The organism is Streptomyces sp. NPDC059247 (assembly GCF_042754005.1).
GTDB lineage: Bacteria > Actinomycetota > Actinomycetes > Streptomycetales > Streptomycetaceae > Streptomyces.
Window position 1 is genome coordinate 502375 of the sequence record NZ_JBHYZW010000003.1, and the last position, 11742, is coordinate 514116.

Annotated in this window: 12 protein-coding genes; 7 read left to right on the forward strand and 5 right to left on the reverse strand. The window is 73.6% G+C overall.

Features of this window, described 5'->3' with window-relative positions; all coding sequences use genetic code 11:
• Positions 1-34 precede the first annotated feature (34 nt).
• Both ACFXGN_RS09250 and ACFXGN_RS09255 read left to right on the forward strand, forming a co-directional pair.
• Positions 35-2173 (forward strand): PIG-L family deacetylase, encoded by a 2139-nt coding sequence (locus ACFXGN_RS09250; protein ID WP_384855527.1) that lies wholly within the window; start codon positions 35-37, stop codon positions 2171-2173.
• 231 nt (positions 2174-2404) lie between these two features.
• A complete protein-coding gene (locus ACFXGN_RS09255; protein ID WP_384855530.1) occupies positions 2405-2836 on the forward strand; it encodes a VOC family protein in 432 nt (143 codons plus the stop codon).
• 21 nt (positions 2837-2857) lie between these two features.
• Here ACFXGN_RS09255 and ACFXGN_RS09260 read toward each other — a convergent pair whose 3' ends face one another.
• Together ACFXGN_RS09260 and ACFXGN_RS09265 are read right to left on the reverse strand one after the other, a co-directional pair.
• Positions 2858-3352, reverse strand: coding sequence for a GNAT family N-acetyltransferase (locus tag ACFXGN_RS09260; RefSeq protein ID WP_384855532.1), 495 nt, complete (start codon positions 3350-3352; stop codon positions 2858-2860).
• 73 nt (positions 3353-3425) lie between these two features.
• The gene (locus ACFXGN_RS09265) at positions 3426-4787 is read right to left on the reverse strand and encodes a glutamine synthetase family protein (RefSeq protein WP_384855535.1); all 1362 of its coding nucleotides are present in this window, start codon (positions 4785-4787) and stop codon (positions 3426-3428) included.
• A gap of 347 nt (positions 4788-5134) precedes the next feature.
• Between ACFXGN_RS09265 and ACFXGN_RS09270 the strand changes: the two genes are divergently transcribed.
• The 4 genes from ACFXGN_RS09270 (at position 5135) to ACFXGN_RS09285 (ending at position 7415) form a co-directional block, all read left to right on the forward strand.
• Positions 5135-5494, forward strand: a complete 360-nt coding sequence (locus tag ACFXGN_RS09270) for a hypothetical protein (RefSeq protein WP_384855923.1) — start codon at positions 5135-5137, stop codon at positions 5492-5494.
• A gap of 71 nt (positions 5495-5565) precedes the next feature.
• Positions 5566-6243 carry a DUF3105 domain-containing protein gene (locus ACFXGN_RS09275; protein WP_384855537.1) on the forward strand — a complete coding sequence of 226 codons (678 nt, stop codon included), beginning with the start codon at positions 5566-5568 and terminating at the stop codon, positions 6241-6243.
• 2 nt (positions 6244-6245) lie between these two features.
• The gene (locus ACFXGN_RS09280; protein WP_384855925.1) at positions 6246-6866 is read left to right on the forward strand and encodes a DUF305 domain-containing protein; all 621 of its coding nucleotides are present in this window, start codon (positions 6246-6248) and stop codon (positions 6864-6866) included.
• Positions 6867-6995: 129 nt separating this feature from the next.
• On the forward strand, positions 6996-7415 hold the full coding sequence (locus tag ACFXGN_RS09285; RefSeq protein WP_384855540.1) for a CBS domain-containing protein: 420 nt from the start codon (positions 6996-6998) through the stop codon (positions 7413-7415).
• Here the strand turns inward: ACFXGN_RS09285 and ACFXGN_RS09290 are convergent.
• From ACFXGN_RS09290 to ACFXGN_RS09300, 3 genes are read right to left on the reverse strand one after another with little or no spacing between them, the layout of a single operon-like run.
• The gene (locus ACFXGN_RS09290; protein ID WP_384855543.1) at positions 7400-8296 is read right to left on the reverse strand and encodes an alpha/beta fold hydrolase; all 897 of its coding nucleotides are present in this window, start codon (positions 8294-8296) and stop codon (positions 7400-7402) included. The two genes, ACFXGN_RS09285 and ACFXGN_RS09290, sit on opposite strands and share 16 nt — an antisense overlap.
• Positions 8293-9099 carry a DUF998 domain-containing protein gene (locus tag ACFXGN_RS09295; RefSeq protein ID WP_384855546.1) on the reverse strand — a complete coding sequence of 269 codons (807 nt, stop codon included), beginning with the start codon at positions 9097-9099 and terminating at the stop codon, positions 8293-8295. Before ACFXGN_RS09295 ends, ACFXGN_RS09290 begins: the two co-directional genes overlap by 4 nt.
• A 13-nt stretch (positions 9100-9112) precedes the next feature.
• Positions 9113-10591 (reverse strand): APC family permease, encoded by a 1479-nt coding sequence (locus tag ACFXGN_RS09300; RefSeq protein ID WP_384855549.1) that lies wholly within the window; start codon positions 10589-10591, stop codon positions 9113-9115.
• Positions 10592-10904: 313 nt separating this feature from the next.
• On the opposite strand from ACFXGN_RS09300, the gene ACFXGN_RS09305 reads away from it, so the two are divergent.
• Complete coding sequence (locus ACFXGN_RS09305; RefSeq protein WP_384855552.1) at positions 10905-11738, forward strand: DUF4190 domain-containing protein; 834 nt, start codon at positions 10905-10907, stop codon at positions 11736-11738.
• Positions 11739-11742: the final 4 nt, after the last annotated feature.

Here is an 11742-nt window from a genome sequence, read left to right on the forward strand (position 1 = left end):
CCGACCCCGGTCCCCGTCGAAAGCGCCATCGACCATGCCCGTACGACTCCGCCGCCGCCCCCTCCCGTCCCGCCTCGGGACCGTGTCCGTCGTCGTGACGGCCGTCCTGGCGGGGGGCGCCTTCGCCGGACTGCTCTCGGTGACGGGCGCGTCGAGGACGCCGTCGGCGCACGCGGCACCGGAGGCGAAGGGCCCGGGGGCCCGGACGACCGGCACGGGCACGGGCACGAGGGACCTCCCGGCGCGGGCGACGGGCCCCTGGACCGTGACGCCGAAGCAGCCCGGGAAGGGCGGCACCTCCGTCCTCCAGATCGTGGCGCACCCCGACGACGACCTGTTCTTCATGAACCCGGACACCTCCCAGTCGTTGCGCTCCGGCAACCCGCTGACCTCCGTGTACCTCACCGCGGGCGAGTCCGACGGGGTCAACGCGCGCCCCCGGGACGTCGCCGCGACCACGCCCGACAAGGCGGGCTACGCCGAGGCCCGGCAGAACGGCATCCGGGCCGCGTACGCCGAGATGGCGACCGGCGACCGGACCAGCCCCTGGGACCGGGTCTCGATCCCCACGGCGGGCGGCGGCGCCGCCGAGCTGGACACCCTGCGCGCCCTGCCCCGGATCGGGCTGGTGTGGGTGCAGCTCCGCGAGGCCGGTTCGACCACCGGCGACCGCCCGCACAGCCTGAACGGCCTCTGGCACGGCCGGATCGGGACGCTGGAGTCCCAGCGGTCCGCCGGGACGCCGGTCGCGGCGGACTTCACGTACACCAAGGAGCAGGTCGTGGCGACGATCACCGGGCTGCTCGACCGGTTCCGGCCGACCTTCGTCCGGATGCAGGACCCGACGCCGGGCACGGACCCGAAGACGGGCCGGGCGAAGGACCACCAGGACCATCTGTACGGGGCCCGGTTCGCTCAGGCGGCGCTGGCCCGGTACGCGGATCTGCCCGGACGTCCGCGCGTCGGCGTGCAGAACTACCTGGGCTACCCCACCAGCGCCCTGCCGCACACCCTCGACCCCGAGACGGCCGGGGCGAAGCTGAAGACCCTCAAGACGTACGCCTGGCTGGACGGCGTGCGGGACTGCGGCACGATCGCGGGCTGCGGGGACCTGAAGGTGGCCGCCCGGCCCGCCGGACGCGGCTGGGCGCAGACCGTGCGCTACGCCCGGGGTACCTCCACCTCCTGGGTGCAGCGCGACGGGAGGGGCGGGCTGAACGCCTTCTCCGTGCTCGACGGTCAGCTCGCGGCCTGGCGGATGCCCGCGCGCGGCGGCTGGCTCGGCCCGACGCTGCTGCCCGGCGGCGGAATGGACAGCGGGGTCACCTCGGTGGCGCTGCCCGACGGCCGGATCGAGGTCTACGGCACCCGGACGACGCAGACCGGGCTCACCGGGACGGGCTCCGGCGGCTACCGCCGGGAGGTCGTGACCACCGCGCAGACGTCCCCGGGCGGCCCGTTCGGCCCGTGGCGCTCGCTCGGCACCCCCGAACGGGACGACGCGAGCGGCACCTCGGACATCAGCGCGCCCGCCGTGACCGTGGACGGCGCGGGTCTCGCGACCGTACTGCTGCGGGACAGCCACCACCGGCTGACCGCGCGCGAGCAGCGCGCGGACGGCGGCTGGGGGCCGTGGGCGGTGCTCGGCGGCACCGACGTGTACGGCGACCCGGTCGCGGCGACGGACGGCGAGGGCCGGAGCTATGTCTTCGCCAGCACCCCCCGCACGGTCCTGGTCTGGGCCCGGCCGGAGCCCGGCGCCCCGCTGAAGGGCCCGGTCAGGACCGGGCTCCCGGCGACGACGCTCGCCCTGAGCGCGAGCCCGGCACCGGACGGCGAGGGCGTACGGCTCTGGTTCCGCAAGCCGTCCTCCGGTGATCTGCGCAGCGCCGACTTCTCGGGCGCGGCCCCGGTGTCCCCGTTCACCGAGCTGCCCGGCGGGGTCGCGGGCTTCGGCCCGGTGAGCGGCGGTGACGGCGTCCTCGCCGTCCGGTCGAGGACCGGTTTCCTGGCGACGGCCCCGCACGGCAGGACGAGTTCGGGCCCGGTGTGGACGCTGGAGCGGTTCCTGTTCTCGGGGGCGCCGGACGCGGGCCCGGACGGGGTCGCGGCGATCGGTCTGGACGGCCGGCTGCACTGGACCCCGGCGGGACCGACGAGTGCCGCGCCGTAGGACCCGGGGCGGGAGCGGGGCGGGACCTGGAGGCGGGGGCGCCCGGCAGCGCGCGTGGGGGCGCGCGTAGTGGGGTGCGAGCGCGCGTTGCGGCCCGAAGTGCGGGACGGGGCGGTCCTGGGGGATGGTGGTACGGCCCCGGTGTCCACGGCCGCGCCGCGTCCGGCGTACGGCTCCGCCCGGGGCGCAGCCGTACGGGCAGAGCCGTCGGCGTCGCTGAGGAGACCCCCCATGAACTGGACCCTGGAAGTCGTCACCGTCCCGGTCGCCGACCTGGACCGCGCCAAGAAGTTCTACGCCGAGAAGTGCGGCTTCACCATCGACGTGGACAGGGAGGTGGCACCGGGCCTTCGCGTCATCCAGGCGACCCCGCCGGGCTCGCGGTGCTCCATCTCGATGCAGACCGGGATGCCGAGGATGCCCCGGGCGGCGGAGATGGCCCCGGGCGCGCTGAGCGGCCTCCAGCTCTGCGTCACGGACATCGAGGCGGCACGGGCCGAACTCGCCGACCGGGGCGTCGAGGTGTCCCCGGTGCTGCACGTGGGCGCGACGGGCTGGGAGGAGGGCAGGGGCGACACCTGGAACTCGTTCCTGTCCTTCGAGGACCCGGACGGCAACAGCTGGGTGGTCCAGGAGGTCCCGGCGGAACTGTCGGAGCGCTAGCGACGGCCGGGAGCCCGGTCGTCAGAGCGCCAGGTAGTGGTGGCTCAGTCCGTCGGTCTCCGCGACCCGGAGGAGGCCCGCGGCCTCCATGACCCGGTGCGAGGCCACGTTGTCGAGGTCGGCGTCGCCCTTCACCCCGGAGGCACCGGCCCGGCGGGCGACACCGACGAGCCCGCGCAGGGCCTCGGAGGCGTAGCCCCGGCCGCGCGCGCCCGGGACCAGCCCGTATCCGACGGTGACGACGCCCAGTGCGTCGGGCGGCCCGTGGAACCCGATCCCGCCGACGGTCTCCCCGCCGTCCCGGAGCCGTATCGCGTACGGCCGGAACGCCCCCGGGTCGCCGCGCTCGGCGACCCCCCGCAGGAACCCGGTGCACGAGCGTACGTCGCCGTCCCCGGGGTATGCCTCGGCCCACAGGTCCCCGTCCCCGGCGGTCCGGGTGACGATCCGCTCGGCCTCGGCGACGCTCAACGGGTCCAGCAGGAGCCGTGCGGTGGTGACGCTCTCGTTCTTCACCGACGCAGTGTGAACGGCCCAGGGGCCGGGGGGCAACGCGGTTTCCGCGCCCCTCGGCCCCCCGGCGGAACCGCTACAGCACCGGCAGGTTCTTCCGCAGTTCGAAGGCGGTCACCTCGGAGCGGTACTCCTCCCACTCCTGCTTCTTGTTGCGGAGGAAGAAGTCGAAGACGTGTTCGCCGAGGGTCTCCGCGACGAGTTCGCTCCGCTCCATCAGGGAGATCGCCTCGCCCAGGTTCTGCGGGAGCGGTTCGATGCCCATCGCCCGGCGCTCCGCGTCGGAGAGGGCCCAGACGTCGTCGTCGGCGCCCGGCGGGAGTTCGTACCCCTCCTCGATGCCCTTGAGGCCCGCCGCGAGGAGGACCGCGTAGGTCAGGTACGGGTTGGCGCCCGAGTCGATGGAGCGGACCTCCACGCGGGACGAACCGGTCTTGCCCGGCTTGTACATGGGGACGCGGATCAGCGCGGAGCGGTTGTTGTGGCCCCAGCAGATGTACGAGGGGGCCTCGCCGCCCGAGCCCGCCGTGCGGGACGAGCCGCCCCAGATGCGCTTGTACGAGTTGACCCACTGGTTGGTGACGGCGGAGATCTCGCCCGCGTGCCGCAGCAGACCCGCGATGAACGAGCGGCCCACCTTGGAGAGCTGGTACTCGGCGCCCGACTCGTAGAACGCGTTCCGGTCGCCCTCGAAGAGGGACAGATGGGTGTGCATCCCCGAACCCGGGTAGTCGGAGAAGGGCTTGGGCATGAACGTGGCCTGGACGCCCTGCTCCAGCGCGACCTGCTTCATGACCAGGCGGAAGGTCATGATGTTGTCGGCGGTGGAGAGCGCGTCGGCGTAGCGGAGGTCGATCTCCTGCTGCCCGGGGGCGCCCTCGTGGTGGCTGAACTCCACCGAGATGCCCATCGATTCGAGCATCGTGATGGCCTGGCGGCGGAAGTCCATGCCGACGTTCTGCGGGGTGTGGTCGAAGTAGCCCGAGTTGTCCGCCGGGGTGGGCCGGGTGCCGTCGAGCGGCTTGTCCTTGAGGAGGAAGAACTCGATCTCGGGGTGGGTGTAGAAGGTGAAGCCGAGGTCCGAGGTCTTGGCGAGGGCCCGCTTCAGGACGTAGCGCGGGTCCGCGAAGGACGGCGAGCCGTCCGGCATGAGGATGTCGCAGAACATCCGGGCCGTGCCGGGGGCCTCGGCGCGCCAGGGCAGGATCTGGAAGGTGCCCGGGTCCGGCTTGGCGATCATGTCGGACTCGTAGACCCGGGCGAAGCCCTCGATCGCGGAGCCGTCGAAGCCGATGCCCTCGTCGAACGCCTGCTCCAGTTCGGCCGGTGCCACGGCGACCGACTTGAGGAAACCGAGCACGTCGGTGAACCACAGACGTACGAAGCGGATGTCGCGCTCCTCGAGCGTACGGAGCACGAATTCCTGCTGCTTGTCCATTTCCACACCCATCCTCGCTGGTCAGGCCGCCTGCTCCCACCGCCTCGGGCAACGTCGGGGGGCACCTGAGCATCCCACCACATGGTTTCGCGCACGTTGCACACCCATAGTGCCCGCTCGGGTGTGACTCAGGTAACGGGAGAACACCCGTGCGCCCGTGCCGTACGCCCGTCCCGCCGTCACCCCTCCGCCGTCCCTCCGCCGTCCCTCGGTCGTCCCTCGGTCGTCCCTCCGGTACCGAGAGGTACCCCGTTCGGCCCACAGAGCGTCCGCGCCCACTACGATCTGCGCACATGGGGGCCCCACGGCTCGAACGCCCGTCCCGGTACGCGCGTCCCGTGGCACTGATGAGTGCCGTGGCGACGCTCCTCGCCGCGCTCTTCTTCTGTCTGGGCGCGGGACCGGGCGCGGAACGCCATCACGGCACCCCCGCCGAACGGGCCTCCCGGGCGGCCACCGCCCCGGCCACCGCCCCGGCCGGGGCCTTCGCCGCCGCCGAGTACGTCTGTCCGTACGACCGCGGCGGCTGCTCCCTCTTCCCGTCCCTCTCCCCCGCGGTGCTCAGCGCGCCCCCGCTCGATCCCCCGCCGTACGCGGCGGACGGGCCGCCGCGCCCCGCGCCGTCGGTGGACGGGGGCCGGGCGGTGCGTACGGCCGCCCGGGCCCGCGCGCCCGACCTGCACGTCCTTCAGGTTCTCCGGACGTGACGGCGGCGGGCTCCCGCCCCGCACGTCCCGCACCGAACTCCCTCCCGCCCCCGAAGAAGGACGACACCACCATGGCCGCCAACCGCTCCGCCACCGCCGACCGCCGCGCCCGAATAGAGGAGATGCGCCGCGCCGAGCAGGCCCGCGAGCGCCGCAACCGACTGATCACGATCGGCATCTCCGGTGTCGTCGTGCTGGGCCTCGTCGGCTTCGGCACCGTCGTGCTGATGAAGAAGTCCGACGAGCAGGACGCCAAGGACGCCGCCGCGAAGGCGCCGATCGCCGCCGAGAAGTCCTGGGACGCGAAGAAGCTCGGCCGCAACCACGTCGAGACGGCCGTGAAGTACGACATGAAGCCCGCGGTCGGCGGCGACCACCACCCGGTCTGGGCGAACTGCGACGGCGTCGTCTACAAGAAGACGATCGCCGAGGTGAACGCGGTGCACTCGCTGGAGCACGGCGCCGTCTGGGTGACGTACAACAAGAAGGCCTCCCCCGGCGACGTGAAGAAGCTGGAGGAGAAGGTCGGCAAGACCAAGTACACGATGATCAGCCCGGTGGACGACCAGACCGGGGCGCTCATGCTCACCGCGTGGGGCAAGCAGGTCACCGTGGACAGCGCGAGCGACCCCCGGATCGACGCCTTCCTCACCAAGTACGTCCAGGGCCCGCAGACCCCCGAGCCCGGTGCCGCCTGCACCGGTGGCGTCGGCGAGGACGGCCTGGGCGGCGCCGGGATGGGCCAGTGAGGCTGAACCGCACGCAGGGCGCGGCGATCACCGCCGTCGCCCTCGCGCTGCTCTTCGCCGGGGGCGCGGTCACCGTCGCCACGGGCGGTGAGGAGGCGCCCCGTACGCCCGCCTCCCTGTCGGCGGACGCCGGGTTCGCCCGGGACATGTCCGTCCACCACCAGCAGGCCGTCGAGATGTCGTTCATCGTCCGGGACCGCACCCGGAACGAGGAGGTGCGCCGTCTCGCGTACGACATCGCCAACACCCAGGCCAACCAGCGGGGCATGATGCTCGGCTGGCTGGACCTGTGGGGGCTGCCCAAGACCGAGTCCGCCGTGGAGCCGATGGCCTGGATGGGCATGGGCGCCTCCGGTGACACGGGCCCGCTCGACGGGGCCCTCATGCCCGGGATGGCGACCGACGCGCAACTGGACGAGCTGCGGAAGGCCGACGGCCGCGAGGCCGAGGTGCTGTACCTGAAGCTGATGACCGAGCACCACAAGGGCGGTGTCCACATGGCCGAGGGCTGCGTCCAGAAGTGCTCGGTGGACGTCGAACGGAACCTCGCGCAGGGCATGGTCGACGCGCAGCGGTCCGAGATGGCGCTGATGGCGGACATGCTGAGGAAGCGCGGCGCCTGAGGCCCCGCGCCCGGTCCGCGTACGACGGGGCCCCCGTGACCACTGCGGTCGCGGGGGCCCCGTCGCGCGCCGAGAATGGGGGTGCTCGGGGACGTACGCCTGACCGCGTCCGACGAAAGGTGCTCCCCCATGACCACGGCGAAGGACATCATGCACCCCGGGGCCCAGTGGATCCCGGCACACGAGACGCTCGACCGCGCCGCCCAGCTGATGCGGAACCTGGACGTGGGCGCGCTGCCCATCGCCGACGAGAACGAACGCCTCTGCGGCATCCTCACCGACCGGGACATCGTGGTCGGCTGTGTGGCCATGGGACACGATCCGGCGAAGGTGACCTGCGGGGAGATGGCGAAGGGCACCCCGCGCTGGGTGGAGGCGGACGCGGACGTCGGCGCCGTCCTGGAGGAGATGCAGGGCCACCAGATCCGGCGGCTGCCGGTGATCGAGGAGAAGCGGCTGATCGGCATGATCAGCGAGGCGGATCTGGCGCAGCACCTGTCGGACGAGCAGATCAAGGGGTTCTGCGCGAGCGTCTACGCGGCTTCCTGACCGGACCCGCGCGGTTCCCCCGCCCCGGACCCGCCCGGTCCGCCCGGTCCGCCCGGTCCGTCGGGTCCGTCGGGTCCCGCCGGTGTGCCGGTGCGCAGGACCGCCGCCGCCACCGCGTCCGGGCGGTCCCGCATGACCAGATGGCCCGACGGCACGGCCGCCTCGTAGCGGGCGCCGAGCCGCCGGGCCAGCGCGCGCTGGCGGGCCTCCCAGCGGGCGGAGCCGTCGGGCGCGGCGAGGACGGTGACGGGCAGGCCGGGCGGGAGCGGGTGGGCGGCCCGCAGGGCGTCGAGTCCGGCGGCGACGGCTCCGTAGCGGGAGTTCTCCAGGAGGGTGCCCCGGAAGACCCGTGAGGTGCGGTAGACCCGGCGGACCAGCTCGGCGGGGGCCGGGTCGTGGCGGACGGCCGCGCGGCGCAGCGTGGGGCCGAGGGCGGCGGGGAGACCGGCGGCGGCGAGTACGGCTCCGAGGGCGCGCGGGACGGCCCCCGGCAGGCGGGCGGGGCGGGGGCGCTCCTCCACCGAGGAGTCGACGAGCACGAGGGCGGCGGTCCGGTCGGGGTGCAGCCGGGCGAAGCCCTCCGCGTGGAACCCGGCGATCGAGTGCCCGACGACGGTGACGGGTCCGGGGTGGCCGAGCGCGTCGAGGAGGGCGGCGATCCGGTCGGCCTCGCCCTCGGCGGTGGGCGGCGAGGCGGCGGGGGCGGAGAGGCCGTGTCCCGGCCGGTCGAAGCGGACGACGGTGCGGTGCGGGGCGAGGAGCGGCACGACGGGGTCCCAGTCGAACCAGCTCAGGCCGAGGCCCGCGGCGAGGACGCAGACGGGTCCCGTGCCCTCGACGGTGACGTGGTGGACGGTTCCGGCGATCCTGACGAAGGTCACGGCCGCTCCCTGCGGTCCTCGGTGGCCAGCGCGTACGCGAGGACCCCGATCCAGACGGCGACCAGGAGGACCTGGAGCCGCTGGCCCGCGCCCAGCGACCAGATGCCCTTCCCCGCCTCGAAGGCGGCGACGGCGACGAGGGTCCAGGCGGTGGCGGCGAACTCCAGGACGACGAGGACGGGGCCGGTCCTGGCGAGGGGCCGCAGACGTCCGTGGCGGCGGGCGGCGACGGTCAGGGCGACTATGGCGACCAGCGCGCCGGTCATGGCCAGACTGGAGCTGACGGCATGGGCCGCATGGGTGGCGGGCACGAGCCCGGCGGTCTCGCGGGCGGCGCACGCGGGGTCCACGGTCGGGGCGCAGCTGAGCGGGAGGCGGGAGTCGGCGACGGTGGCGGCGCCGAAGAGCGCGAGGGCGGCCCAGCCGACGACCTCCCAGGGCCGTCGGCGTCCGGCCGGTGGGCCGCCGGGGCCCGCCCCGGTCCCGGGTGCGGACCCGAGGGCGGCCGGGGCGGCCTCCGGCGGGGAGCCGACGGCGGCCGTTCCGGCCCCCGCCCCGGACCCGTACCGCCGGGTCGTGGTGAGGAGGCCCGCGAGCGCGCCCGCCAGGACGAGGGCGCCGGCCGCGAGGTCGGTGGCACGGAAGAGGCCGCCGAGCGGCTGGTCCTGGGCCGCCAGCTCGGAGACGTACGTCCGGATCGGGTCGAGGCCGGTCTGGACGACGACTTCGACGACCCACGTGGTGTACGCGAGCGCGCCGAGGGCGAGCAGGACGGCGGCGGCGCGGGTGACCTTTGCGGGCATATCGGGTGGGACGTCAGATCGCGTCGGAAGGTTGCCTGTGATCCGGGTGGATCCAGCTGGGCTTGCGGTACCTGAGGAGCGCCGCCGGGATCACCAGGCCGAGGACCAGCAGTCCGCCGCCGACGATCAGCAGATAGCGCCAGAGCGGCTGGTCGCCGAACTGCTCCGGCGGGACGAAGCCGATGGCGAGCGCGACGACCGAGGCGACGAAGCCGGTGCCCGCGACCCAGGCGACGGCGGGCACGCGGAAGCCCCGTTCGACGTCGGGCCGGGTCCCGCGGAGCCTGACCACGGCGACGAACATCAGCAGGTACGCGATGAGGTAGATCTGCACCGTGACGACGGAGAACATCCAGTACGCGCTGGAGACGTCGTCGCTGAAGGCGTAGAGGACGCCGATCAGGGTGGTGACGACGCCCTGCGCGACCATGATGTTCCGGGGTGCGCCGTCCTTGTTGAACTTCTGGAGCGAGGGCGGCAGATAGCCCTCCTGCCGGGAGAGCAGGACGAGGCCCTTGGCGGGTCCCGAGAGCCAGGTGAGCATTCCGCCGAGGGCCGCGCAGACCAGCATGACGCCGACGACCTTCGTCATCCAGCCGATGGAGAAGTGGTCGAAGAACGCCTGGAACGCCTGCATCAGACCGGCGGTCAGGCTGAGCTGCGCGGACGGCATGACCCAGGCGATGGCCAGGGCCGGGAGGATGAAGATCAGCAGGACCAGGCCGGTGGCCAGGAACATGGACCTCGGGTACTCGCGCCTGGGGTCGCGCAGCGAGGAGACGTGGACGCCGTTCATCTCCATGCCCGCGTAGGACAGGAAGTTGTTGACGATGAGGACCAGGCTCGCGAGGCCGGTCCACGGGGGCAGCCAGTGGTCGGGGCTCATCGGCTGCGCGGAGGGGTTGCCCTGGCCGAGGAAGACGATGCCGAGGCCGACGAGGAGCACCCCGGGGACGAGGGTGCCGATGATCAGGCCGAAGGAGGAGAGTCCGGCGATCGTCCGGGTGCCGCGTGAGGAGATCAGGACCCCGGACCAGTAGACGACGACGATGACGATCGCGACGTAGGGGCCGTTCTCGGCGAGGGAGGGGTCGATGACGTACGCGAAGGTGGAGGCGACGTACGCGAGGAGGCTCGGGTAGTACGCGATGGTCATGGCGAACTGGCACCAGACCGCGAGGAAGCCGAGCGGTTTGCCGAGCGCCTCGCTCACCCAGCGGTAGATGCCGCCGCTCCAGCCGGAGGCCAGTTCGGCGCCGACGAGGGCGGTGGGGAGCAGGAAGACGACGGCGGGCAGCAGATAGAGGAAGATCGCGGCGAGGCCGTAGATGGCCATGGTCGGCGAGGGCCGGAGGCTCGCGACGGACGCGGTGGTCATGAACGCGAGGGTCAGCCAGGAGATGAACTGCCTCGTGGTGCCGTCGTCCTGAGGGACCGCCGGGTCGGCCCCGGCGGCCCGCTCCGAATCCGCCGGATCGTCAGTGGTCGTCATGGGTCCATGATCGGCGGGGCCCGTCGGCCCCGCATGTCGAGCGGGGGCGGGCGGGGGCGGGGCCGACGGCCGGGTACGGCCGGGGCGGGAATCGGACGTGACCGGGGTACGGAGCCGGAGCGGACGGCCGGGGCCGACCGCCGGGTGCGGCCGGGTACGGCCCGGGGCGCGTCGGGGTGGGAAGTCGGGTACGGCCGGGGGCTTCGACGCCGTGCGCTGGTGGGTCACGATGCCGTATCGGCGGCGAATCCGCTGGCCAGGCCCTGTGCGGGCGGTCTAACGTCGGATCTTCTGACCAGCTCGGAGGACTCGCATGACCACGCCCACGCACACCCCCGGCCCGCCCGTCTGGGGTCCGCCGCCGTTCCAGGCGCCGCCCTCCCGTACGGGGCTCGGGGTCGCCGCCCTGGTCGTCGGCATCGTGGGACTGGTCTTCGCGATCGTCCCGTTCCTCTTCTGGCTCGGCGGGATCATGGGCGTCGTCGCCCTCGTCCTCGGCATCGTCGGCCTCGGCCGCGCCAAGCGGGGCGAGACGAACGACCGGGGGCAGTCCGTCGCGGGCATCGTCCTCGGCTCCGTGACCCTCGTCGTCTCCGCGGCCTGGCTGGTCGTGCTCGCCCTGGCGGTGAACACGATCGAGAGCGACGACCGGATCCTCCAGATCGAGGCGTCCGCCACGCCCGGCGGGGCGTCCGCGACCCCCGGCACCGCCACCGGGCCCACGCCCACGCCCGAGCCGACCGGGCCCGCCGTGCTGGCGCTCGGGAAGACCCACACGTACGACGACGGGGTGAAGGTCACCGTCTCCGCGCCCCGCCACTACCGGCCCGACGCCTTCGCCGCCGGGTACGAGAAGGGCCAGACCGCCGTCCAGGTCACCGTCACCATCGTCAACGGCGGCGACCGGACCCTCGACGTCACCACGGCGCTGCCGGTCGCGAAGGACGCGAAGGGCGCCGAGGCCGGGGCGATCTTCGACGGGAGCCGGGCGACCGAGATGTTCCGGGGCAAGGTGCTCCCGGGCAAGCGGGCCACCAGCGACTTCGCCTTCGCCCTGCCGGCCGGTGCCGACCAGGAGATCCAGGTGGAGCTGGAGCCGGAGATGCTGCGGTACGACACGGTGGTCTGGACGGGCCCGGTCAAGTAGCCGC

Coding starts and splice junctions, on each gene's coding strand:
- ACFXGN_RS09275 (WP_384855537.1), top strand. CDS start 5,566: ATGGCCGCCAACCGCTCCGCCACCGCCGACCGCCGCGCCCGAATAGAG.
- ACFXGN_RS09270 (WP_384855923.1), top strand. CDS start 5,135: ATGAGTGCCGTGGCGACGCTCCTCGCCGCGCTCTTCTTCTGTCTGGGC.
- ACFXGN_RS09305 (WP_384855552.1), top strand. CDS start 10,905: ATGACCACGCCCACGCACACCCCCGGCCCGCCCGTCTGGGGTCCGCCG.
- ACFXGN_RS09265 (WP_384855535.1), bottom strand. CDS start 4,787: ATGGACAAGCAGCAGGAATTCGTGCTCCGTACGCTCGAGGAGCGCGAC.
- ACFXGN_RS09295 (WP_384855546.1), bottom strand. CDS start 9,099: ATGCCCGCAAAGGTCACCCGCGCCGCCGCCGTCCTGCTCGCCCTCGGC.
- ACFXGN_RS09255 (WP_384855530.1), top strand. CDS start 2,405: ATGAACTGGACCCTGGAAGTCGTCACCGTCCCGGTCGCCGACCTGGAC.
- ACFXGN_RS09285 (WP_384855540.1), top strand. CDS start 6,996: ATGACCACGGCGAAGGACATCATGCACCCCGGGGCCCAGTGGATCCCG.
- ACFXGN_RS09300 (WP_384855549.1), bottom strand. CDS start 10,591: ATGACGACCACTGACGATCCGGCGGATTCGGAGCGGGCCGCCGGGGCC.
- ACFXGN_RS09250 (WP_384855527.1), top strand. CDS start 35: ATGCCCGTACGACTCCGCCGCCGCCCCCTCCCGTCCCGCCTCGGGACC.